Here is a 24,571-nt window from a genome sequence, read left to right on the forward strand (position 1 = left end):
TCTATATTATTTAGATGTAGCGGATTTTAACGGATGCTACCTAAAAACTGCTTGGTACGATCATGCTGCGGATTCTCAAAGAATTCACTCGGTGGTCCCTGCTCCAGAATTTGTCCATCGTGCATGAACACCGCCCGATCTGCTACTTCACGAGCGAACCCCATTTCATGTGTCACGACGATCATCGTCATTCCTTCTTTGGCGAGCTGCTTCATGACCTGTAGCACTTCACCGACGAGCTCGGGATCGAGTGCAGAGGTTGGCTCATCAAAAAGCATGATCTTCGGCTTCATCGCAAGCGCCCGGGCGATGGCAACCCGCTGCTTTTGTCCACCAGAGAGCATATCCGGGTAGACATCGGCCTTATCCTGCATATTCACTTTTTTCAGAAGCTCGTACGCTAATTGTTTGGCCTCTGCTACATTCATCCCTTTGACGTGAACAGGTGCCTCGATCAAGTTTTCCAAAACGGTCTTGTGCGGAAACAGATTAAAGTGCTGAAAAACCATACCGACCTCGGCGCGGAACTGATTCAGATTCGTCTTGTGTGGATCAATTTGCTGACCACCGATTCGAATCTCTCCGCTGTCATAAAATTCCAGAAAATTCAAACATCGGAGCAAAGTACTTTTTCCTGAACCACTGGCTCCAAGCAAGACGACAACTTCCTTTTCTTCCACCGTGAGCGTAACGCCCTTCAACACGGTTAACGGGCCAAAAGATTTGACAAGCTGCTTAACCTCAATCATCCTGCTATCCCCCATTTATGTCCCGGATGAATTGCGCATTAATTTTTCCGAATAACGGAAATGATTTCTGATTTAAATTATAATTATATATTTTCTGATATTCAAGAAAAATATGTTTTATTGAATAAATATTCACGATAAGACTATGGAATAGTTTTCCTCCTTGCGTGGAATGAATAAGCGGGAGTGTTTTATACATCAAGGAGGACCGTGATGAAAGTAGCATCGTACTTCTATGTAGGACTCATCCTCATTTTTCTGCTCTCCGCCTGTTCACTGACAGGTCCACAAGCAGCGCCACCGCCACAGCAAGCGGCTCCATCTGACCCTGAGCGGGAAGTCAAAAGACCGACAACCGATGAGATCAAAGGTCGAACCATAAACAATCAGTTCACGGTGCCGATCCCGATCACCGAGACATTTACGTTTGCCATCCCTCCCTCTTGGACCGGAAATTACATCGTCGAGGAGTTCTCATCGACGACTAAGCGTCCCCCTCGCCAACAGCCACTGGAGGGCAAGCTGGATGTGCCGACAAAATACGAAGCGCATTTTATGTTCGCTCCCAATCAACGAAAGGAGGAGCGATCCTCACTCCTCACCATTTTTGTCATGACGGTACCACATTGGAATCACCTGTCCAAATTGGAAGGACCGCCGCTGGGTGATGTACTGGCACAAACACATGGGCTCGTCTACGTTGCCTCCTTACCTCAGTCCAATCCGTATGACCCCGGAACTCCGGACGGGAAGCTGTATGGGCAAATGGTTATGTCTTTGGAGCAGGTCAAAGCTGCGTTTTCTGTGCAATAAAGAAAAAAGTGGTTGGGCAGCACGATGTCTGCTCAACCACTTTTTCGTGTAAAGACAAATTGTAATGCAGCACAATGTCAAGCTATTTTAAACATAAGTAATTTGTAAGGAATGCGTAAGAAAAAAGAGATTTTCATTCTGTATGATAAAAAAACAACGCGGCGTGAAAGGCGGAACAGATATGACTTATATATGAAAAACAAACCATTTAACAAGAGTGTTTCAAGGAAAAGAACAAGCAATCACCTATACAATATAAATAGAGGAGAGAAATGCCTTATGAAAAAACGTAGTCAAATTACATTTGCAAGTCTGGCCCTTTTAATAACTGGAAGTTCCCTGTTATACATAACGCCAACCTCAATTGTAAAAGCAGAGCCCACTCAAAATGTATCTAGTTCGTTACAAACAAGCACTCAACGAGATCGTAATTCCGTCAAGCAAGCAATGCGGGATATATTGCAACTTGGAAACCCGGGGATACTCGCTAAAACTTATGAGGATGGAAAAACATGGGGTTACGCCGCTGGGGTATCGAATCTGAGCACTAAGAAACCAATGGAAACAGATTTTCGCTTTCGCATTGGCAGCGTGACGAAGACGTTCACCGCAACAGTTGTACTTCAATTAGCTGGAGAGAATCGCCTGAATCTAGACGACTCCATCGAAAAATGGTTGCCTGGTGTCATTCAAGGAAACGGATATGATGGTAACCAGATTACTATCCGGCAGATATTGAACCATACAAGTGGTATCGCTGAATACTTAAGGTCAAAAGACGCTGATATGATGAATGCCAAAAAATCATATACCGCTGAAGAATTAGTAAAGATTGGGCTTTCTCTGCCTCCAGACTTTGCCCCAGGGAAGGGCTGGTCATATTCAGACACAGGATACGTATTACTGGGTATCCTTATTGAAAAAATAACCGGAAACAGCTATGCAGAAGAGATTGAAAATCGGATTATTGAACCGCTTGAATTGTCGAATACATTCCTACCTGGCAATTCGAGCGTTATTCCAGGCACCAACCATGCCCGTGGATATTTCCATCCAGACGGAGCAAGTGAGCTAAAAGACGTTACTTATTATAACCCAAGTATAGCTAGCTCGGCTGGAGATATGATTTCTACTGCCGACGACTTAAATAAATTCTTCTCTTACTTACTCAGTGGCAAATTACTGAAGGAACAGCAATTAAAAGAAATGCTTACTACAGTTCCTACAGGAAGTGCTGAAATCAGCGGATATGGTCTTGGAATCTATGAAACTAAGCTTCCAAACGGTGTTTCGATATGGGGACATACAGGTAGCATTCCAGGGTTTATTACTCTTGTTGGGGGTACACTTGGAGGCAAGCATATGTTGACCGTCAATTTGAACAATTTGGGTAAAGCTAACTTTAAAAATATGTTACTTGCAGAATTTAGCAAGTAGGCAAAAAGGAAAAAATACGCTATTCTTTCTGAATAATCATAGGAAAGAATGGCGTATTTGTACGTCTATTTCTGTTTTGCTCCCCCCAAAAAAGACGGGCAACCTGGATCACGAACGTAACTGCTCCCTGACTGCCACCAATGCAAAACCGAGCAAATTTTCTCCCCGCCACTTTTCGGGCTGTTCCGCATGCGGATGATCTTGGGCCATCCCGATTCCCCATATCCGATCATAAGGACTCGCTTCCACAATAATGCGGTCACCTGTGTCCAAGAGGTACGCTTTCAAATCGGCATGCTGGCTGAATTTTAATAGGTTTGCCTGGCGAACGATCGCCGTCTTGTTCGCATTCCACACAGCCTCGTCAAAGGAATGAACCTTTCGTCCCAATTCCTTCGCTTGTTTTGGATGGCTTTTCCTGAGTATTTCATCACGAATGGCAAGATCACCGAACAGCTCAGCCTTTTTCGCCATCATGTAATGCTCAGCGGTCAAGTACGTGATACCGTCCTCTACAAAAGCGGCCGGATACCATTGGCTGAAGCATGATTTATCGATAGTGCCTGACTCCTTCTGTGTATGTCCCCAAAAGAACAAGTATTTCACTCTGGTTTTTTGCGATTCTTTGATTAAGGTTTGGACGTTATATATGTGCTCCATTGTGTTATCCCCATCTTTCTTTTTTAGACAATCCCATCCTCGGATATTGAAACATATGGAAAATGGTACATTCATTTTATCTGAACCATCTACCTATCCGCAAATTTCTTACATCACTTGCGAAGCAAGATGCCTGCCTGTGGTAAGGCTAGCCAGAAGCCCGATACAGGCATGGCAATCACCCCGACCACGCATATGCCAAGAATTGTCCACCCGAAGGTAGCCGGCGGCTCCATTCCCTTCTTTTTCATCAGCCAATCCGCCATATATCCGAGCAAAATCAACAAAAAGCCAAACATCATAAACCAGAAAGCAGCTTCTTCCTCTCGCCCTACCGCATTCCAAAAGCCATTTGCGACGATCTGCTGAAGTGGCTCCGCGTAGAAAAAGAGTCCGACTACTGTATGCAGCAGTCCTGTCAGGATGAGAGTGAAACCCATTTGGCGCTTGATGCCATTTACCATGTCATTTCTCTCCTCTCAAGTTGGCCTATTCCTTGGAAATGTTGATTTTATGAGCTCTCGGACGTTCCTGTTCATCCTGTAACGCATCGATCATGCTGTCTATTACTGACCGCGATGCGAGTAGCCATTCTTTGCAGGCATTTTTCACATGTCGCTTGGTTTCATGCTGTTCCATATTCCCGAGAATCGTCAGCACCCGATTCAATCCAGTACGTCTCAATGTTGGGCAGCCCCTTCCCTTTCGCTAAAACGAATGATCAGCCGATCTTCCGCATATTTCGCTCCCGTAACCTGTCGTCCCATTAATACTCGTGGCAAGATGACTTTTCGCTTGTAGGCACCCGCATTTACGGTCAATTCATCCCCTGTTTGCGTTAAATCCAAGGCTGCTTTATCTACAAAAGGAATCGTCAGCTCCAAATGCATCTCGCCGTCCACTTCTCGAATCAGTTCCGTTCTGCCCTGATAAAGCTTGGTGGATGGGTCTTCTGTTCCAAAAACGATGTCAGCCAATTCTTCTAGAATGGGCAACCCAATCACTTCTTTTGACATCATTGGTGCTTTCAAAATCGGGAGCGGCTGAAAGTTTTCCACGATCTCGTTCTCATACTTTCGTTGCAGCTCTCGCCAGTGGGCAAAAAATCCTTCTCCCGCTTCATCCGGAAGCACCCGATTCACGATGATCGCATCCGTATTGAACCCGAACAGATTCAAGTACGAGAACGAGCGCTTTGCTTCCGCAAGCACCATTTTTTCTGGGTTTACGACGATCCTCACTGATGTAATCTCCGGGTCCAAAACAATTCGTTGCATTTCCTCCAGCCCCCGAGCGAGCTGCTCGACACTGTCTAGCACATCATCAGAAGGAAGTTCTACTTTGTTGACGATCTTGGCCACTGGGCGAACGAGTTTGATCAGCTTGCGCTCCGTCGGAAAAATTTTCTCCAACCACCAATTCAATACGTTCGGATAACTGAGCAGACGCAGTGTTTCCCCGGTTGGGGCACAATCTACTACCAGGACGTCGAACTGCCCGCTCATGGCGTGTTCCTTGATCTGTAGCAAACTGAACAATTCCTCCATACCAGGAAAAACGAGCATCTCCTCCGTTGTTATATCAGTCAGCTGTGCTTTGTCGAGCAGTGTTGTCAGCCATCCCTGAACGGCTCCCCAGTTGCGCTCGGTTTCCCGCAAGCTGTTTACTTCCTGGCCCCATAAATTTTCGCTGATTGGCACGGGGTCTGGTCCGATCACAGTCCCCAATGAATCTGCCAAACTGTGTGCAGCATCCGTACTGAGTACGAGCGTCCTCTTTCCCTGCTTTGCCAGCTTAACAGCCGTTGCTGCTGCGACACTCGTCTTCCCAACTCCACCTTTTCCGGTATAAATGACGATTCTCATCTCGACTCTCTCCTTCACGATCCATTTAATACGATTTCGTAGTAATTAGACAAAAAAAGAAGCAGGCTCGAACCGACTATTCCTCGATGTTGATCTTGATGGAACGAACCTTTGTTTCGCGAGGCTTGACAGGTCCTCCCTCCTGAAATACCTTGGCGGCTTTGAGTAAAAGGGTAGTGAATTGCTCCATTTCTTCCGGTGTAAATGCTTCCTGAAGCCTGCCCAGCATCGCCAACATCATTTGCTCCGATTCTTTTGCGAGCTGCTTGCCTGGTTGTGTCAGTGTGACGAGCTTCACCCGTTGATCCTCTACAGAGGTCGCCCTCGCGATGTACCCTTTGCGTTCAAGCCGTTTCGCGATGCTGGTCATCGAACTAAGCGGCGCCCCCATTTCTTGCGCCAGCTCTGACATGGTCAAGTCTCCGCGGAACAGCAATATGAGGAGGGTCGACAAATCGGAGCGAGTCAGTTTTTCTTCAAGCTGCATCGTATCAGACATAAAAGCGAACGGACGCAAACCGGTTTTCAGAAAGAGGTCGTATAGTTGCTGCATACCGGTGACTCCTTTTAGTACGATTTCGTAGTAATTTCCTCTTCAATTTATTACATATTTTAGGGAATGTCAACAGGCGCAAAAAGTATACCTTGCTGGGCTGACGTACATATTAAGGCTGTTACGAATGACAGGAGGAATCAAAATGAATAAACAGCGCGCGAAAGAAATCGCCTCTTCACCCGTTATGGCGAATGTTACCTGCGATGGAATACCCGTATACATCCAGCACATCGATGATGACAACGACATGGCGAGGATTTACCCGCTCAATCAGCCGGATCAGGAGATGAGTGTTCCTGTAGCCAGCTTGCGGGAGCACGGTGAGTACTGATTTTCGTCACTTTTCATGAATGAAGGAGGGGACCTGTAGCGAATCACAGGTCCCCTTTTGATTTACAGCAGACCTTGGATAAACGGCTGCTCCAAATTCTCCATCATCTTTTTTTGACTGGCTGCTATTTTTGCTGCGATCTGCTCCCTGCGTGCGATTGCATCCCAGGTACAGATGAGAATTCGTTCCGCTAATAGTGGCTCATCTGTTGAGACGAGGAGCTCCGGTAGATCCAAGGAGTAAGCGAAGTCGATGCTTTTGATGCGATACGCTAAGCAGACGAATGGAACTCCGGCAGCAGCACTCAGCACATTGGCATGCAGCTTAAAGTTGATCGTCGCCTGAAAACCTTTCATCAGCTCCAGCATTTTTGAATGGTCGTGCAGCTCCAAGTCGAGGATCGTATGCGTTGGATCGCCGATTTTTTTGTGCAGTCTTTTGATGGCTTCCCGATCCGGCCCCCACATCGTCAGCAAATGGATATCGTAGCCTAATGTGATGAGCCTCTTGGCTGCATACACCAGCGCATCCTCTACGGCGTCCTCGTTTTTCCCATAGATGCGATTATAGGATGTCCCCCAGTTGATACCAATGGTTAATCGCTTGCTTTTGTCTACCCCTGCTGCTGATGGTGCAGGAAGGAGCAGCATTCCCGGGTCTCCGCTGATCCATGCTTTGTCGCCTACTCCCGCTTGCTGGAGGTATTGAAGAGTAACCGGTCCTCGTACACCAAAGAACGTAGCGTGTTCCGCGATTTTTTGCAGCCTCTGGCTCATCTTTTCATTGTCTGTCATGAGCTTCGTCGTTAATATGCCTGAGGAATCGAGCTGCACCTTATCCTGTGAATCGAATCCGCTCCCCCAGATCCATAGCCGCTTTTTCTGTTCAACTGCACGATAGGCTACATCCACATAACCGGGAACAAGAAGCGAGCCTCCCCCCAAAACGATGGTGTCATATTCGCTTAAATCGTTGAGGTCAACCCCTGGCAGCGAAGGAATCACCTTGTATTTTGCTGGGTCGAGATATTTGCGGGACAAATCGTGAAAGGCATGCCACATCAGTTCGTCACCCAAATTTTTGAACCCTAGCCAACCTACGTACAAGACTTTTTTCATATTCGTCTGACCTCCCCCATTCTTCACTTGAGCGTAGATGGTAAGTAAGGAGGCACATTTCTGCGTGATATGAAAATTGGATTGGACCCATGCTCTTCCTAGACCTCCTATTTCCTTCAACTGACTCCGGTTTCGGCACGCTTGACGCAGAGCGCTATCGATCAACTGAGGAGATGGCTTCTGCACAGAGGAGTGGTCACCGAAGTAACAGTCCCAAGCCAAATCGTAAGACGAAGGCGCGACCAAACCGACGTAGCCATGATTTCCGATCGCAAGCACAGGCTTTCCACACGCCATCGCCTCGAGTGCGACCCTGCCTGTTCCAATCACCAAATCACTGATTGCGTAATACGGTCGGACATCGGTTTGCTCCCCTACCATGTGGATATAGGGCTGCCCTGCTGCTTTATTCAACGCTTTTGCCAGCTCATGTACATGAATGGACTGGGCACCCGAACCCACCACCACGATATGCAGGTTGGGGATTTCACTACGCAATGTTTTGGTTGCTCGCAACACCATGTTGCACACCGTTGCTTTTTGCCAAGCCAGCCTGCTGACATACGTCACCACTGTGGCATCAGAAGGCAAGGAAGGTAGCTTCACCATTTCTGCAGAGTCAGGCCGGAAATCTTCCACATCAATCCCATTGGAAATGAGTGTGGTTTTCACCCCTAGCTTTTCCCAGAATAGTTGGACAGGTTTGCTCACACTGATGACAGCGGAACAGAGCTGTGCCACTTTTATCGCTTCATCCTTTGGATAGTACGTGCCATGCAAGGTAAATACGACGGGTATGCCCAACTGATTAGCGGCAGTAGCGGCGAGTAAGCCTGAAGGAGTCTGATGCACATGGACGATGCTAATGCCATGCTTCTTCATAACCCCCTGGTAACTCTCGATCAAATGCTGCCCGCGTGCCGAGAGGGGTTCCCGTGCGGAGTCGATTCGTTCAACTAAAAAACCTGCATCGACAAACGCTTGATAGAGGGGGCCGTTCCCGCCAGCATAAAACAGTTGGGCGCCCTTTTTTTGCAACGCTTTGCCTATGCTAAGAACATGTGTCTCGGTTCCGCCTGTCCCCAAATTATCCAGCACCATCAAGATGCGATCATTACTGCTATTCAAATTTTCACACCCCCTTTTTCCGATAATAGTGCGCCGAACGCTGCTCAGCGTGGATTCGGTAATAGTACAATGCTTCTGCGATATTGTTGACGTCTGCTCTCGCATTCAAGGCTTTGGCGATAAATTCGTAGTCTTCTGCACCGTCGATCCGACGAGTCGGGCCACCAATCTGATCAAACAAGCGCCCCCGAAACATGCAGGTACCGTGACAGACACAGTGTCCGCCGTTCCCATATACCTTGCGAATGTCATCGCCGTACTTGATCCAAGTAGCAAGCTCCTTTTTTTCCGGGTGATCGGACGAAAATGCGTAATAATTCGTACCGACCAAATCAATCTGGGGATGACTTTTTAAATACTCAACCTGCCGCGAAAGGCGCAGGACATGAGAGAAATCATCCGAGTCCTGATTCGCGATGAACTCACCTCGGCTCATGTAGTGCCCGCAGTTGATGGCACCCGCAAAGCCAACATTGCGAGGGAGCGCATGAATCAGTACCTGATTGTCTCCCGGAAAAAACCTTTCATTTTGTTCCAGCCACTCTCTGGCGACTTCTACCGATTGATCCGTCGAAGCATCATCAATCAGGACAATTTCCCAATTCTCATAGGTTTGCTGAAGAATGCTGTCCAAACACTCTCGTATATAAGCAGCCCTGTTGAAATTCGTAATAACGACACTTACGAGACCCTCTATTCGCTGTTTTGCCAATTTCATTCCCTCCTTTCAGTCTTCTTGTTTTCACATCGCATCCTCGCTACCGTCCATTCGCCAGAAACTGCAAGGCTTCCACGTGGTCACCTGCAATCTGTTCGACGGCAGGGGGCATTCCGGAGCTGGCGAAGTGTTTTTCTGGCCGGAGTCGGTTGGAGGAGAAGCTGTTCACCTGATGAACCAATTCCATCTTTACACCTGCCTGTGCGTATACTGCTTGTGCTTTAGGCGGGCAAAGCAGTATGGGCCACCCGAGCGGAGCAACCGCCTCCCTGCGTAAGGCAAAGGGGACGGTCACCATAGACCCGATCCCCAAATCTTTACGATTCAAAGCCAAGTTGAGAGCTTGGCGACAAGCCACAAAAACGTTGTCAGCGCAAGGCTGATTCAAAAAAATAGAAACATCATTCAACGCAACATCCACGCCGCACTGGCATGCGAGTACAAATGGATACAAATCATGCGCGGTCATGATCACATCCGCATCGACAAACAGCAGGATGTCGCCTTTCGCCAAACTTGCCCCAATCGCCCGTCCTGTGTCTACTCCCAATGCGTATGGGAACTCTACGGTCGTCGCTCCGCATTCACGGGCAAGCTGTGCTGTTTGATCATCCGAGCCATTGACGACCACTATAATTTCAACTGGCTCCAGCCGAAGAACTTCACGGATCACCTGCTGGATTGTCGCTGCTTCGTTAAAGGCTGGAATGATTACGGATACCGTTTTCCCGCTGTACAGACTTGTTTGTCGCAAGGGCCATTTCCCTACCTGCGTAACAGGCATACCACTGTTTGTACCGCTCACTGTCTCTGCTATATCTCTTCGCCTGCCTCCATCGGACAGTCCGCCGCGAAAAGGAAGACGCGAGACGAGATCAAGCTGTTCGGCAATCACCAGCATTTCATACATAGAAAGCTCTTTGAGCAACGAACCGTGAAGCCGTGGCAAAAACATCATTTCTTCCGTTCCCGTTCCAATCGTTTGCGTGGTAATTAACAGACCGCTCTTAAGCGCCCGCTTGTGCGCTTGTGCAGGCTGTGCCAACTGTTCCACCCCGATTTTGGAAAGTGCCTCTCTGGTCATCGCATGAGGTGTGTCCAGCAAGGAAGCTTCACGCAGGTCAGAGCGACCGAAAAGGTTATTTACCAGCAAGGAAAAACTGTGGATGGGCTGTGGTTTTATCATCTTTCTGTTCCGAGAATCATGCTGGGGCAAAACGACCTGTGCCTTTCCATATAAAATCGGGAACAAGAAGCGCTGCAACCCAGACAGCGAATCGATTTGCTCTTCGCCGAGAAAAAGCAGGACACTCCCTCTCGCATGCTTCGCAGCCTCTCTCCTCCATGAAAACAGATTCTCAGCATCCTTTGCAGGAACGACGCGAATACCAGAGCCAAGCTCCAGGGTCCTTTTCGAAATCACAATGATCTCCAGAGGTGCAAGCTGCTTACATACGGCAATCAGCTTTGGCAGATGAGCTGTCCCATGCATGGCAGGAATGAGGATGGAAAGGGGCGTTTGGCCCCTTCTCCCTTGCCGCCCCACCATTAGACGACACGCACATACGTGATGCGGTCGAGTTGAAATACAACTGTTTGACCGCCGCCATAGCCTGGCTCACTTGCTGCACGCACGGTTAATGTCGAATTGGTCACGCCGAGCAACTCACCGGAAACCACATCGAATCCAGTTACGACTTGTACGCTATCGCCTATAAACGTTCTCAATTTCTGTGCATAGTTCATTTGTCTTCTCCTCCTTACACCTCTTGAACAGAGTTAATTTGCGCGAAACGAATCAGCACACGAGTACCGCCTGACTCTATGATTTCAGCATAGTCCCGGCCAACCTCATCCAGGACGCCTGTGACACTCCCTGCATCTGTTCCCAGCGCAACAGTTTCATGCAAATAACGCAGCAGCACTTTTCGAAAAGAATCACGTCGCAAATCACTGTGGTTTTCTTGCAGAAATGCGGCGAACTCATCTGCATACAGCTCTTTGCGAAGCGAACTGCGAATGGCTTCTTCCTTGTCATTTGCGTGTCCTTCGTCTGTCCGTTCTTTTCCCCAGACGAGACGCCGCAGCCCTTGAAAATACTCTTTCAACTCTTTTTCATTCACAATTAATTTCATCTGGTCACTCTCATCTCCTTGATCCTACTCTTTTGATTTATTTTTCGCCGCTTGTACACCGTATACAAGTAAGTTCAAAAACGTACTAGGACAACGGTGCAATTTTTTGATTTTAATGAAAAGTTCACGGAATTTTTATCGAAAAACAAAAAAAGACTGCGAACGTATTCGCAGCCCCTCCCTCGATATTCTACAATTCTTTCATAGTTACGCACTATTGCTTGTCTAACTCTTTGCCGTCTGAGCCTTTTCGTCCCTGTTTTTGCCTAGCTCATGCTTGATGAACAAATAGCTCTCAATCTCTCGAAGAAGATAGAACAGCGAGGCACGCGTCTCAAATTCCTCTCGCGTTCGCGGCAAATCTGCTGCCTTGATCTCCTCTTGCATCACGCGCAGTTGGTCGATAAACCGGTAGGCGGTATTGCCCGGGTGCACCGAGGCGCTGATTCGCTCGAGAAAATCTGCGATCCGATGGCTCTCTGTTACCTGATGATCCAAGGAAGAGACGATCGGCATCATGCGTTCCAATAACTCGAACTGCTTTTGTCGCATCACAAAATACTCGTAGTACGAATCATTGCGGCGGCCCAATCGATTGCCAACATCTCGCGAGGCTAAACGAATCGCCGTTTCCAATACCCCTGTTGTTTCAATCAATTCTTTCCCGTCCCAATCACTTTCTCCGTGACGCAAGTAATAGCAGAACTCCCGCAAGATTTTGCTGAACAGCTTCTCCACCTTTACTTGCATCCCTTTTAGCTCTTTATCGAGGCTCGGCATGTACAGATTGACCAATAAGGCTACACCCACACCGATGACGAGCAAAGCGACCTCGTTCAGCAGTAGCATCCCGTCAATTCTCTTGGAAGAATACAGGTGCATGAGTACAACCATACTGTTGACGAAGCCTTCCTGAATGCCAAATCGCACTGCGAGCGGCAAGAAAAGCAAAATGAAAAGGAGAATGGCAAGCGGCGTATAGCCCATAAGGGAAAACAGGCAGACCCCAATTCCCAGCCCCAATAAACTAGCTAGAATCCGATTCCACGCTGTCTGAAACGATTGCTTGACTGTTACTTGGATACACAAGATCGTAATGATCCCCGCAGAAGAAGCATACATCAAGCCTAGCTGCTGGGCGATCAGAATCGAGATAGCCGTTCCAATGGCTGTTTTTAACGTACGATAACCAATTTTAAACTTGAGAAAGCCCAGTCTTGTTCCCCTCCGCTGTCAAAAATACTTTGCTGTTTCATCTCACTATACTGTATCAAAAAGTACCGGGGAACCAAAGACAAGCTTTCGTTAATTTTCAAAGGAATGTCGGTGCGGGTACTCATGCGGTCTGGCTCATGTCACACACTGGGCTACTGCTTTCGTTCCTTGGTAAAACTGTGCCACTTGCCGTCTGCTTTGACGAGTCCTTTTTCTCCCACATAACGATAGACGAGGAGGGGGTGTTCAAGCATTTTCTCTCTTCCATAACTTCCCTCAACTTTTGGCTGAAAGTAAGTGAGCATGAGCTTCTTGTTCTCTTTCATGACTTTTTTCGCCATTTTCAGATCGATACCAACTTCATTTGTGGGAGGAAGAGATGAATCACTGGAAGGACCCTCGCTATACTCATAGTTATAAACCTCCACTACTTCCCCTGTCTCAGCATCGACATCGACTTGAAAGAATCTGTCATCGCCTGTCGGTACGCCGTTTATTAGGTAGCCAAATTCGATCGCATACGGTTCATCAATTTCCCAGATTTCTTTGATCCTTTCCTCACTGGGAACATAATCAACTGCATATATGATTCCTGACTGATCGGAGTAGAATGTTTGCACGAATTTTCGTGCACTCTCCTGTGCTTCTGACCAGGTAATACCCTTTTCTATTTTCTTGCTCGCTTCCTTGAATCTGATTTTTGCATTTAAACCGAAATAGACGAAACAGCCACTGTCGTCAATTATTATGTGTACAGTATCTGACTTTTTGCCATCCCCTGTTTGCAAAACATACTCGAAAAGCCAGCTCTTTTTATCCGATCCTGAACCTGATTCATTGATCTTGCCATTCAAACTGTATATTCCGGGGAGTTTTTTGATATGTTGCTCTGCTATTTTTTGCGCCTCGTCTTTCGTAATGAGCTTTCTTTCAGTGGTAGCTGGAGGAATCGTTTTCCCTAACGGCTCTATCTTCCTTTCTTTGGCAAACTGTCCTTACGAATCAAGCATTTTTCCTGTGATGGCATCGACAACCTGCGGGTCAATTCTCTGGAAATCATAAACGAGCTGGTATGATTCAGATTCCTTTTGAACACGGGAGGACATATCCTTGTAAAAGAATGATGGGAACGCCCCTTCATCCCATTTCTTTTCTGCTTCTGTTATCTCGATAACTTTCGAAGCATCTGGAAGTTTCCCCTCAGACCAATGCCGCTCAAAACCGATCACTTCCCCATTGCTGCCCACTCTGAATCGAAACCCATTTTCCAGAAAAGGAATCCCGTTTTCGATACGGGTAAAGTTTACAATGGTTCCTTTTTTAGCAGAATAATAGTTAACATACGGATCAGGATATTCATTAGGCTTTGATAAACGGCTCCGTTCTTCTTCTGTCGCTACTCGTTCAAGAAATTGAGTTGCCACCTGGATGGTCTGATCTTCTGTAAGCTTCTTTTCATTGCTACCCAAGTCTTCTTCTGCTACAGGATATGTATAATTCCATATGGTACCTGTTCTTGCGTCCTGCTGCACATAAATCGATCCACCATCTTTTTTATTCCAGATACTATTCCACATTGCTTTTTGCCATAAATGTTCATAGCTGTCTTCTAATTTGGCCATTTCCAGCTTGTACTCACCAGAAAGCATCAACTGCTTCTTGGCAAGCGCGATTGCCTCTTCCTCCGAAAGTGTCTTCTCGGCTGCAGCATGTACGACTGTCGTCAAACTTTCTTCCCCTACTGAGGCGAATACAGTCGTCATCAAAATGGCAGACGACACGCCGAGTGAAAAACCCCATGATGTAGTACGTTTTAACACAAATCAACCTCTCCTCTCCAATTCCAAACAACCTAATTTTACCATTTCTGAATAACAAAGGCTCACATAAAAAAATCCGCCAATGCGACGACCTCGCACAGCGGATTTTTTGGGATGTTGATTATACTTCCAGCTTTTTCGCCAATGTTTCTATGTTCAATACGTTACCTACGAGGAAGTTGCCGAATTCACCGAAGCGCGCACTCACTTCATCAAAGCGCATTTCGTAGACGATATGCTTGAATTCCAGCGGATCGTTGGCAAAGAGAGTTACGCCCCACTCCCAATCGTCGAAACCAACGGAGCCACCGATGATTTGCTTCACGCGACCTGCGTAGGAGCGACCGATCAAGCCGTGGGAACGCATCATTTCTTGGCGCTCCTGCATGGAGAGCATGTACCAGTTGTCTTGCAGATCACGCTTTTTGTTCATTGGATAGAAGCAGATGTGCTCCCATTTTGGCAGGATCGGATAGAGGCGGTCGCGCACGTGCGGATTCGCTTTTGGATCTTCACCTGGGTTATGTACATAGTTGCTCAGCTCTACTACGGATACATACGAATAAGGAGCTTCTGTATAGGCAGCAAAGCGAGTTTTATTGAACGCTGTTTTGATCTCATCGAGTTCTTGCATGGTTGGACGCAGGAACATGAACACGAGGTCTGCTTTGTGTCCAAGGATGGAGTAGACAGCCGTGCTTCCTTGGTTCTCTCCCTCATTCGCTTCCCATGTGCGGATCAATGCATTCAGCTCGTCCAACGCTTCTTGGCGTTCTGCTGCGGACGCTGCTTTCCACTTTTCCCAATTGATAGTGCGGAAATTATGATACGTATACCAACCTTCTAATGTAAGCAACGCTTCGTTTGCGCTCATTCTAAATCAGCTCCTTTGAAAAATCTGGTGACCTTCTTGCAACATTCCCAGTATAGCATAAGGAACAAGTGCGTATTCGGAACAGATTGGTGAACAAGAAAAATGAAAACCAAGCGGCGCATTAGCTGCCGCTTGGTTTCGTTCCTGCCAGTACGGAGGTTGTCAGCTTACTCGCTGCCCCGTGATCCACAATGACCGTTACATTCGGATGCAGTTGCAATAAGGAAGCTGGTACATCTGCCGTAGGCTCACCCTCCAGCATCAATCGCACTGCCTCTGCCTTTGCCTCTCCACTTGCGAGAAGTACGACTTTTTTAGTGCCAAGAATCGTCTTGATCCCCATGGAAACTGCCTGAGTCGGAACCTGGTCCACACTATCAAAATAGCGGGCATTTGCTTCAATCGTACTGTCAGTGAGCTGGACCACGCGTGTCAATGATTCCGCAGAGGAGCCAGGCTCGTTGAAGCCAATATGGCCGTTATTGCCGATCCCCAGCACCTGGATGTCGATCCCGCCTGCCAAACGAATCGCTTCCTCATAGCGTGCACATTCTGCCAAATGATCTGTCGTATTCCCAGCTGGCACATGTGTTTTCTCCGCAGGAATATTGATGTGATTGAACAAGTTTTCTTGCATATACGAGCGATAGCTTTGCGGATGAGTCGAGGAAAGTCCGACGTATTCATCCAGATTAAAGCTGCTCGCTTGCGAAAAATCGATGCTCTCTGCTTGCGACAGCTTGATCAGCTCACGGTACATCCCTACTGGTGTGCCTCCGGTTGCAAGGCCAAAGACGGTCTTCGGATTTGCTTTTACTTCACTTACGAGCATTTCAGCAGCTTTTCTGCTGAGCTCCGCGTAATCTTTCACGATCACGAGCTTCATTTCCAACCACTCCTATCCAAGATAAGATAAATTCAAAAAGTCTCCCAGTACTACTCCATGATCAAAAGACGACTTTTTGAACCACCTTTTTAGTATTTTCTCTCCAGTACAGCCTTCGCTGTTCTCTCTTTATATAAAAGGGCCTTTTCCTTGTTGCGCATTGTTATTGTGGTACTAATAACATCCAGTACATGCAGCTGTGCAATTTTGGCTGCGAGAGAGCCTCCCTGCAACGGACCTTCTTGCGCTGCGGTCAGAAGCGTAATGTCCGCTACATTCGTAATCGGTGAGCGTCGATAGTGCGTCAGGCAAATGCAAGTTGCGCCTGCCTGCTTGGCGACTTTCAATGAATCAATGGTGTCTTTCGTACTGCCGGATACCGACAAGCCGATCGCGACATCCCCCGGTCCCAGAGTCGCTGCAGCCATCGCTTGCAGATGTGATTCATTAAAAGCGTCCACTCGAAGCCCGATCCGCAAAAACGTGTACTTGGCATCCTGTGCTGTTACCGCTGACGTACCTACTCCGTAAAAATGGATCGTGTTTGCTTTTTGCAAAAGGTCTACACAGCGCTCCAGCTGTTCGATCTGAAACAAAGCTGAGGTATCCCCAATCGCCTGTTGATTGGTTGCGGTTACTTTGTGCGTGATGATATCCAGTGAATCGTCTTCTCCTACTTCGCCATGCAAGTTTTTGACTGGATTAACCAATTCTTGCGCCAATGCCAGCTTGAATTCCTGATAGCCATGGAAGCCTATTTTCCTGCAAAATCGCAAAACGGTCGTCTCACCTACTCCCGCCTTTTCGGCAAGGTCAATCACCGATGAATAAATCACGCTATCTGTCTGCTGTAGGACGATGTGGGCAACCTTTTGCTCCGATTTCGTAAAGGAGGGAAGGAGACTCTGAATATGCAAAAGCGTATTTGTCTTCGTGATGGTAGCTGTCAATGGATGGGACAGCTCCTCCTGCTGTTTCACCATATGGCTCGCTCCCCCTTGAATAAAAGTCAGGATTTTCTCAGTTGTTTTTACCCAAAACAAAATAGCTGTATTTCTACAGCTATTATATCAAAAAAGGAGTTATCCGCCATATTAATTATTTTTAGTGGAGTAATTCTCCAAAATATCAAAATGGGGTAAACAAAATGGTCGGACATGCTGCGACCCGCAAAGATCCGCTCATTGCTGCTGGAAGCAGCACCAGATCGAGCGTCACGATTTCCCCTGCACCTAGCGTCACTGTCCCTCTCGCTTCTCCACTCCCCATCGCATTGGCAACAACCAAGTAGGAGCCAGGTTCAAGATCAGTCACCTTATACTTGCCAAAGCTGTCTGTTTGGACCACCACCGTCTTTCTGATTGGTTGATTCACCGTTTGCACATACACGGTCGCTCCAGCAACTGGCAAACCTGTCAAACCGGATCGAACCGTTCCTTGTATCGTACCCGTTTGAGAAAGGCGGATGATGATAAAGGTTGTTTGGTTCGGCAAAACGACCGCTTGTGCCTGACCGGTACCAATGCCCGGGATGGTCCCGATAACGGTATACGTCCCCGGAGCGACATTGACAAAATGGAAGGTTCCATCCGGCTCAGCCAGAATATTTTGCAGGCGAATCTGAGCTGAGTTGAATAGCGATAATTGAATATTGTTTCCGCTGGCTTGGGTTCCGTCCGGCAAGAGAACAATCCCGGATATCGTTCCCACGATTGGCAATAGCTCTACTGTCGCTACGGTCGTCTGTCCACCTGCGACCGTAACTGTACTGTAATGTGTACCGAAGCCATCTGCGCTTGCGATGACATTGTACACGCCAGCCGTCAAGCCATTCACCTGGAATTGCCCACTCTGGTTCGTAACGGTGTTGGCAACAAACAAGCCGTTAGAAAATAGCTGAATCGCAACAGCTGCCCCTGTGATCGGGAGTCCCGTCAACTGATTGGTCACCTGTCCGAAGATGCTGCCTGGTAGAGGAGACATCGTCAAAATGACTCCGCCAAGTGTCTGTCCAGCAGTCACGGTGATACTCTGCGTTGCCGCTGCGTAGTTGTCTTTACTTGCGCTTATGAAATACGTTCCTGACGGCAGATTGCCAACAGCGAAGTTGCCCAGGTCATCTGTAATCGCACTGCCGAACAATGTCCCGTGTGAATCCTTCACTTGTATCAATGCATTCGGAACAACTCCTCCACCAGCACCCTGTACCCGACCTGTTACAGCGGCTGGAAAAGGGGGCAGCCCCACTTCAATCGTAGTGGTCTGTCCGGAAAAGATCGTCGCACCAACAGGTTGGGTAGTGTAGTTTTGAGCGCTAATCGCAAGTGTATAGGTTAAAGGCGCCAAGCCGTCGATTTTAAACTGACCGAGACCGTCCGTAATCGTCCGAGACAACAAGTTGTTTGTGCCAGGGAAAAAGATCAACACTTCCGCCCCTACCAGTGGCGTACCATCAAGTGCATCCCTGACAGTGCCCTGCAAAACACCAGGATTCGGGTCCAGTGGGATATTGACTGTAGCTGTTCCCCCAGGAGCTACATCAAAGGAGACACTCTCCCTCTGATAGCTTTCGTTCCTTGCCAAAATGGTGTAATTTCCAGCCACAAATCCATCAAGGAAGTATATCCCCTGAGCGTCTGTCTGCGTTGAAAAGAGGATCGTGTTATTGTTGCCCAGCAATCGGACGAGCGTATTCGGCAAAGGAGTGCTGAGAAGAGCGTCACTAATTTCTCCTGTGACACTTGCAGGCAGACTCGGCAGAGAAAAATCAAGACCGGTAGTCGCTCCCAATCCGACCATAGCTGTTGAAGCCTCAGCAGCAAATCCCGTAGCACTTGCGATCAGTGTATAGCTCGCCGGGGACAGTCCACTCACCATATACTGACCCTGCGCATTCGTCAGGACAATAGCCAGTATCGTTCCAGACGGACTTCCCTGTCGAACAGTAATGACCGCACCAGCAATCGGCAAGGCCGTACCTTCCTCTCGCACTGTACCAGCTATCCCACCGGGCAACTCGTTTAACGCAAAGCTTAATACAGACGCAGCCCCTGCTTGTATCTGTGCGCCAGCCACATCGCTTGCATATCCAGTTGCATTGACATTGACGGTGTACCCTCCGGGAGCCAGCCTATCAAGTGAAAAGTTACCCGTTGCATCAGTCAATACGGAGCCCACAGCGGCACGGGTGCTGTCGAAGACGATTACCGTTGCACCAATGATCGGCAAGCCCGTCTCCAGATCAGTCACAACACCGGATAAACTGCCGGGATTGGGAACTAATTGCTGCTGAAAGTTGGTGGTCATGCCCCCTTGCAAAATAACCGCCTGCGAGACAGATACAAAATTCAGCGCAGAAACGGTTACATTTACGACACCCGGCGGAAGCTTCTCTGCCAAAAAATTGCCTTGATCATCTGTCAATAATTGAGCAAGCACAACGCCATGGCCATCCGTAATGAGCACGGTGCTTCCCGGAATCCCGAATCCCGTCATCTGATTGGTCACCACACCCGAGATAGCCGCAGGCAAGTCAGGTAACGTGACAGTCGTTGAAGTTGCAGTATTGGCTGTCACGATCACGCCGATACTTCCTACGGCATAGCCAGGCGCTGACGCGATAACGGTGTAAACACCGGGAGCGACACTCCCAATGAAAAATACACCCGATTCATTCGCGAGCAAGCTCTGTATGACGGCTTGATTGCTATCCATCAGCTTGACGTTGATTTCGCTTCCCATAACAGGTACACCCAAGCTGTTTATGACACTTCCCACGATGGACCCAGGCATTGGCAAGAGCGCCACATTAGCCCCCGTCGTTTCTCCACTGACTACATTGGCCCCTACTGATTGATCAGCATAGCTAGGCGCGCTTACCGTGACGGTATAAGCACCCGGCAACAGATGTTGAATGAAATAGCTACCAGTCTGGTCGGTACTTGCTGTAGCCACTACATTTCCGTTACTTATGGAACGAATCAGTACAACGGCGCCTGCAATGATTATCGCGGGATTTGTCGCATCCGTCACCTGTCCACTAATCCCGCCTGCATTTGCCTCAAGGGTAAAGTCTACCCCGGTCTTATTTTCACCGGGTCCAAGTGTAACACCAACCGAGCCTGTAACATATTCAGGGGCACTTGCCACCACGACAAATGATCCAGCAGGCAGGTTGCCAATTGTATAGGCACCGTTTGAATCCGTATAGCCAAAGCCTATTGTCGTCTCATTCAAATCCAGTATACGGACAACGGCATTGACAATCGGCTGCATCCCCGTGTCTAGCACGGTTCCAGAAATACTGGCCGGATTCGGGGTAAGCGCAAATGAAACGTTGGTCGTCTGCCCAGGCTGTACGATCGCCCCAACAGATTGCACAGCGTAGCCAGGAGCGGTAGCTGTAAGGATATAAGAGCCGGGTGCGACCCCTGAAAATGAAAATGCCCCATTCCCATCTGCGACGACAGTACCAATCAACAGGTTATTGATATCAAACAATTGAATGGTAGTTCCCGGAACGACAGGTGCTACTGTCCCGCTAATAAAACCGAAATCCTGATTGAGCTGAAGCTGGACAGGAGTAGTTGTATTCGCGAGCACAATGGCTCCGACGTGATTGGTTTGAAAGCCATCCGCTAAAGCCCTGATGACGTATTGACCTGCTGCCAAGCCCGTGATAACAAAGCTTCCTTGACTATCGCTGTATACCGAATGCACGACGGAGCCATTGAAATCGAGAACATTTACCTGTGCACCGGCAATCGGCTGTAACGTCCCTGCAGCGAGCACCTGTCCTTGGATCTCACCCGGACTCGCAAACAATGACAAGCTGACAGGCGTATTCGTATTCGCAAGTACAGTGGCGGAAGCACTGCTCGTTTCATAATTGGTTGCACGAGCGGTAATGGTGTAAACTCCGGGTGCAAGCCCTGTGATCACGTAATTTCCAGACAGATCGCTATTTGCATGGGCGATGATTGCCCCAGCTTGGTTCAACACGCTAACCTCTATCGAAGCGCCTGTGATCGGCAGACCCGACGTAGCATCGAAAATCGAACCTGAAATGCTTCCCGGCAAATCTGCCAGCTGTACATTCACCGTTGTTGTCGTCAATGAGGTGACGACTGCGCCTGTGATCACTGTCGTTTTATCTGGAGCAGATACGATGACAACGTACGCCTGCGGTAGCAAATTAGGTACCACATACTGTCCGTTTCCATCAGTCAATACTGTAGCGACAACAGCACCTGCTGCTGTATTTTCCCTAATGATGACAGTGGCTCCCTGAATCGGCTGATTGCCGCTGTCGACCACCTGTCCTGCGATTGATCCCGGAGAAGCTTGCAGGACAAAAGCAAGGGACGCTATTTCCTGAGGCAGCACAGTTGCCCCCAACACAACAGTGGAATAACCAGAAGCCGAAGCGGTTACGGTATACGTGCCTGGGGCCAAGTGCGGGAAGGAAAAGGTGCCAGCATTGTCGGTAATGGCCTGCGCCACAGGAACAATTCCCTTCATAACAATGACAGTGGCATTACCAAGCGGATTGCTCCCTGTGTCCGAGACAGTCCCATTCAATACCCCTGCCAGCTTTTCCAATTGGAGGTCAACCGTTGTAGTAGCTCCAGCAATGATTTCTATCCCCACTGTTTGGCCCGCATACCCCTCAGCAGCAGCCGTAAGGACATAGGTTTCGGGACCTAGTAAAGATAAGGAGTAGTCTCCATTCACGTCGGTTAATGTCTCTCCTACAACAATTCCCGAACGAGTTACCACCTTGATGCTCGCATTTGGGATTTCCTCACCCGTTTGCGCATCGGAAATGGTTCCACTTACCGTTCCAAATGCAGTCGTCAAAGAAAAATCAAGGACTTTGGCATCGCCCGCTTGCAGACTGATTCCAGCTAATTGTGTGGAAAAGCCTGCGGCACTGACACGGATTTGATAAACACCCTCTGCGAGCTTGGTCAGCAGATACGTGCCAGCTCCATTTGTTGTCGTTTCCGTCAGCGTAATACCTGTCTGGTTCAGCACTTCCACCAATGCCCCGGCAATCGGTATACCACCCGGACCTGTCACCAGACCGGATAGCTGGGCAACGGATGTCTGGAGCACTACATTTTGTGTAGTCGTCTGGGCTCGAATGACATTGATTGCGACTGTTGCTGGCTGGAATGTATCCGCACTGACTGCAAGGGTATAGGCACCCGGCACGACATTGGTAAACGAATAGGTCCCCCCTCCCCCTGTCACTGTCTGGTTTACGGTCACGCCTGTCGTATTAATGAGCTTTACCACTGCCCCTGATATGGGTGCCAATCCGGTATTTGTTATCGTCCCATTCACCTGACCTGGACTCGGAGGAAGCAGAATGTCTGATCTTGTGGTTTGCCCTGCTAAAACGCTCACGAACTGAATTTTTGGGTCATAAGTCGGCGCGGTCACCGACACAGAATACAGACCAGGAGCCAATCCAGTAAACGAATAGGCACCATCTGTGTCCGTTGTCGTCGTTCCGATTAGTACGGGAATCGAATCATACAGCTCGACATGCGCACCTGCCACAGGCAAGTTCGTGGACTGGTCAAGCACTACGCCAGCAACACTTCCAGCCAAGTTAACCGTGATGACAATATTATCCTGAACAGGAGAAAGCATCCCGCCAGAGAAGCTGTCTACACCAGTGACTGTCGCTGTGTTTAACCGCCGCGTTCCGCCTGGAGAGACCGCGAAAACCCCATTGACCGTAAATGACAAGCTGGCAGTAGAACCAGCGGCCAAATTGCCGATCGTCCAGCTGAGCACCTTCGTGAGGGGATTGTAGATGACAGAGCCGATACTTGTTGTATTTACTGTAAAAGCCGTTACCTGATCCAGCTCAATCAAATCGTTGACAACGACTGTCGTTGCCTGGCTCTTCCCCGTATTGGTAACACTGATCGATCCCGTCCATTGCGATAGTTGTCCTGTGGTAACGACTGCCGGTCCTGCTGTTAGCTGCTTGTCGATTGCGAGACTGGCCCGTACGTCTCCCGTCGCTATGGTAGTCGTATCGCTCAAGGAATTGACAAAGCTAAAGCCTTCACTGGTCCGCAGAGAGTCCTTGTTGTAATTGTTGTCATTGGTAGAGGTAAACGGAAGGAATTGAAGGGAAGTAAGGGAGGTAACACCGATCGTTGAAAAAAAAGTAGCAGCCGGCATGACGAGATCGATGAAGTAATCAGGATTGCCGCTAAAATTTGAACCGTCATTCGTCAGCCGCACACGAGCTGTGTCAAAATTGATAATCGGCGCTTGCCAGTTCGGCGCTCCACTGCCGTTTGTGCCCTCTGCCTGATCCGTCCACGAGTTGAATTCAACAATCGTATTTTGAATTAACGCAATACGATTACGCAAGCCTTGCACACCCAACATCCACTGGTATGTGCCAGCCACCCCAGTTGTATTGACCAAATATCCCCAAGCAAAGTTTTGAAACCCTGTTTTCTGCGAATTTCTTGGGTCTTCGTTGACTCTCATCCGAAAATAAAGATTCGTTCCATCATACGCTAAAAAAGCAACAGGAAATGTAGCGTTTCCTACCATGTCGACAGAGCCGGGACTTTCATCGTTTGGGACGTCCCCGAATGAACTTCCCCCGAGCATAAACGGGATGAATTGACTGTCAGAAGGATAGGCCATTTTTCCTCACCTCTCCCCTCTAACATATGTACATAGAGTGATATGGCCCCGGCCCTCCCTTTGCTAATTGGCTTGTTCGTGCCCGTCCCAACAAAAAAAGGGCCTTCGCCCGCAAATATTTCTTGCGAGGAAACCCTTTTCCTTCCCGTATTGCCTATCTTACATAAATACGCGATAGCCAAGCAGAATAACCAGCACCAAAACGACAATACAGCCGATGAAGAAGCCGATGCTGCCTTCTTGTCGCTTTGCTTTGCCCAGAGACATTTCCATCAAACCAAAGGCGATAACCGCGATGATGCCCTTCATGTAGAAATAGAAATCTGTTGCGTGACCCACGAAAAGCATCCAAGCTCCCGATACAAGAATGATGACCATCATGAGTCTGAGCAGCATATGTACGATCTTGCCTGCTTTTGCTTTACCCACGCGATACAGGATGTAGGCAACGATCAAGAGCACGAATGCGACTTCCCAGCTACCCACATGCGCTTCAATTAACGCTTTGTACGGCAAAAAATTCAACCCCTTTACTCCTAAATTCAATCTTGTCCATTATACCAGAAGAAGGGGAAAAATGCTG

The 24,571-nt window shown here is 48.3% G+C and carries 22 protein-coding genes; 3 read left to right on the plus strand and 19 right to left on the minus strand.

What is annotated here, in order from left to right:
* Positions 1 to 26: 26 nt before the first annotated feature.
* A complete protein-coding gene (locus POF51_RS16105) occupies positions 27 to 749 on the minus strand; it encodes an amino acid ABC transporter ATP-binding protein (protein WP_069848194.1) in 723 nt (240 codons plus the stop codon).
* Positions 750 to 962: 213 nt separating this feature from the next.
* Here POF51_RS16105 and POF51_RS16110 point away from each other — a divergent pair, with 213 nt between their 5' ends.
* Positions 963 to 1,562 (plus strand): hypothetical protein, encoded by a 600-nt coding sequence (locus POF51_RS16110; RefSeq protein ID WP_271755718.1) that lies wholly within the window; start codon positions 963 to 965, stop codon positions 1,560 to 1,562.
* Between the two features lie 279 nt (positions 1,563 to 1,841).
* Positions 1,842 to 2,999 (plus strand): serine hydrolase domain-containing protein, encoded by a 1,158-nt coding sequence (locus POF51_RS16115; RefSeq protein ID WP_069848198.1) that lies wholly within the window; start codon positions 1,842 to 1,844, stop codon positions 2,997 to 2,999.
* Between the two features lie 108 nt (positions 3,000 to 3,107).
* On the opposite strand, the gene POF51_RS16120 is transcribed toward POF51_RS16115, so the two are convergent.
* The 5 genes from POF51_RS16120 to POF51_RS16140 form a co-directional block, all read right to left on the minus strand.
* Complete coding sequence (locus tag POF51_RS16120) at positions 3,108 to 3,659, minus strand: NADAR family protein (RefSeq protein WP_069848200.1); 552 nt, start codon at positions 3,657 to 3,659, stop codon at positions 3,108 to 3,110.
* A 113-nt stretch (positions 3,660 to 3,772) separates the two neighbouring features.
* Positions 3,773 to 4,123, minus strand: coding sequence for a DUF6463 family protein (locus POF51_RS16125; RefSeq protein WP_069848203.1), 351 nt, complete (start codon positions 4,121 to 4,123; stop codon positions 3,773 to 3,775).
* 25 nt (positions 4,124 to 4,148) lie between these two features.
* Positions 4,149 to 4,343: a hypothetical protein gene (locus POF51_RS16130; protein WP_017252176.1), complete on the minus strand. Its 195-nt coding sequence runs from the start codon at positions 4,341 to 4,343 to the stop codon at positions 4,149 to 4,151.
* Positions 4,340 to 5,524 carry an ArsA family ATPase gene (locus POF51_RS16135; RefSeq protein WP_271755719.1) on the minus strand — a complete coding sequence of 395 codons (1,185 nt, stop codon included), beginning with the start codon at positions 5,522 to 5,524 and terminating at the stop codon, positions 4,340 to 4,342. The genes POF51_RS16130 and POF51_RS16135 overlap by 4 nt, the downstream gene beginning before the upstream one ends.
* Before the next feature lie 76 nt (positions 5,525 to 5,600).
* Positions 5,601 to 6,077 carry a MarR family winged helix-turn-helix transcriptional regulator gene (locus POF51_RS16140; protein ID WP_069848208.1) on the minus strand — a complete coding sequence of 159 codons (477 nt, stop codon included), beginning with the start codon at positions 6,075 to 6,077 and terminating at the stop codon, positions 5,601 to 5,603.
* A 145-nt stretch (positions 6,078 to 6,222) separates the two neighbouring features.
* Here POF51_RS16140 and POF51_RS16145 point away from each other — a divergent pair, with 145 nt between their 5' ends.
* The gene (locus POF51_RS16145) at positions 6,223 to 6,411 is read left to right on the plus strand and encodes a small acid-soluble spore protein H (RefSeq protein ID WP_069848211.1); all 189 of its coding nucleotides are present in this window, start codon (positions 6,223 to 6,225) and stop codon (positions 6,409 to 6,411) included.
* A 62-nt stretch (positions 6,412 to 6,473) separates the two neighbouring features.
* Here the strand turns inward: POF51_RS16145 and POF51_RS16150 are convergent, their stop codons facing one another.
* From POF51_RS16150 to POF51_RS16210, 13 genes are all read right to left on the minus strand, one after another.
* Positions 6,474 to 8,657, minus strand: a complete 2,184-nt coding sequence (locus POF51_RS16150) for a polysaccharide pyruvyl transferase family protein (RefSeq protein ID WP_271755720.1) — start codon at positions 8,655 to 8,657, stop codon at positions 6,474 to 6,476.
* Between the two features lie 4 nt (positions 8,658 to 8,661).
* Positions 8,662 to 9,369 (minus strand): glycosyltransferase family 2 protein, encoded by a 708-nt coding sequence (locus POF51_RS16155; protein ID WP_069848216.1) that lies wholly within the window; start codon positions 9,367 to 9,369, stop codon positions 8,662 to 8,664.
* Positions 9,370 to 9,415: 46 nt separating this feature from the next.
* Positions 9,416 to 10,924, minus strand: a complete 1,509-nt coding sequence (locus POF51_RS16160; RefSeq protein WP_244521756.1) for a glycosyltransferase — start codon at positions 10,922 to 10,924, stop codon at positions 9,416 to 9,418.
* Complete coding sequence (locus POF51_RS16165) at positions 10,924 to 11,121, minus strand: hypothetical protein (RefSeq protein WP_069848220.1); 198 nt, start codon at positions 11,119 to 11,121, stop codon at positions 10,924 to 10,926. The genes POF51_RS16160 and POF51_RS16165 overlap by 1 nt, the downstream gene beginning before the upstream one ends.
* A 14-nt stretch (positions 11,122 to 11,135) precedes the next feature.
* Positions 11,136 to 11,510 carry a DUF2642 domain-containing protein gene (locus POF51_RS16170; RefSeq protein WP_069848223.1) on the minus strand — a complete coding sequence of 125 codons (375 nt, stop codon included), beginning with the start codon at positions 11,508 to 11,510 and terminating at the stop codon, positions 11,136 to 11,138.
* 225 nt (positions 11,511 to 11,735) lie between these two features.
* Positions 11,736 to 12,725 (minus strand): aromatic acid exporter family protein, encoded by a 990-nt coding sequence (locus POF51_RS16175; RefSeq protein WP_083261649.1) that lies wholly within the window; start codon positions 12,723 to 12,725, stop codon positions 11,736 to 11,738.
* A 152-nt stretch (positions 12,726 to 12,877) separates the two neighbouring features.
* On the minus strand, positions 12,878 to 13,579 hold the full coding sequence (locus POF51_RS16180; protein WP_244521757.1) for a hypothetical protein: 702 nt from the start codon (positions 13,577 to 13,579) through the stop codon (positions 12,878 to 12,880).
* Positions 13,580 to 13,720: 141 nt separating this feature from the next.
* Positions 13,721 to 14,545, minus strand: a complete 825-nt coding sequence (locus POF51_RS16185) for a YcdB/YcdC domain-containing protein (protein ID WP_244521758.1) — start codon at positions 14,543 to 14,545, stop codon at positions 13,721 to 13,723.
* A gap of 121 nt (positions 14,546 to 14,666) precedes the next feature.
* Positions 14,667 to 15,419: a hydrogen peroxide-dependent heme synthase gene (hemQ, locus tag POF51_RS16190; RefSeq protein ID WP_069848225.1), complete on the minus strand. Its 753-nt coding sequence runs from the start codon at positions 15,417 to 15,419 to the stop codon at positions 14,667 to 14,669.
* A gap of 121 nt (positions 15,420 to 15,540) precedes the next feature.
* Positions 15,541 to 16,305, minus strand: a complete 765-nt coding sequence (nagB, locus tag POF51_RS16195; RefSeq protein ID WP_017252189.1) for a glucosamine-6-phosphate deaminase — start codon at positions 16,303 to 16,305, stop codon at positions 15,541 to 15,543.
* A gap of 89 nt (positions 16,306 to 16,394) precedes the next feature.
* Entirely contained in the window at positions 16,395 to 17,288 is an 894-nt protein-coding gene (locus POF51_RS16200; protein ID WP_069848228.1) for a MurR/RpiR family transcriptional regulator, read from the minus strand.
* A gap of 145 nt (positions 17,289 to 17,433) precedes the next feature.
* A complete protein-coding gene (locus POF51_RS16205; protein ID WP_069848230.1) occupies positions 17,434 to 23,988 on the minus strand; it encodes a carboxypeptidase regulatory-like domain-containing protein in 6,555 nt (2,184 codons plus the stop codon).
* Between the two features lie 159 nt (positions 23,989 to 24,147).
* Complete coding sequence (locus POF51_RS16210) at positions 24,148 to 24,513, minus strand: YisL family protein (protein ID WP_017252192.1); 366 nt, start codon at positions 24,511 to 24,513, stop codon at positions 24,148 to 24,150.
* Positions 24,514 to 24,571 lie beyond the last annotated feature (58 nt).

The organism is Brevibacillus sp. AG, from assembly GCF_028369215.1.
GTDB lineage: Bacteria > Bacillota > Bacilli > Brevibacillales > Brevibacillaceae > Brevibacillus > Brevibacillus porteri.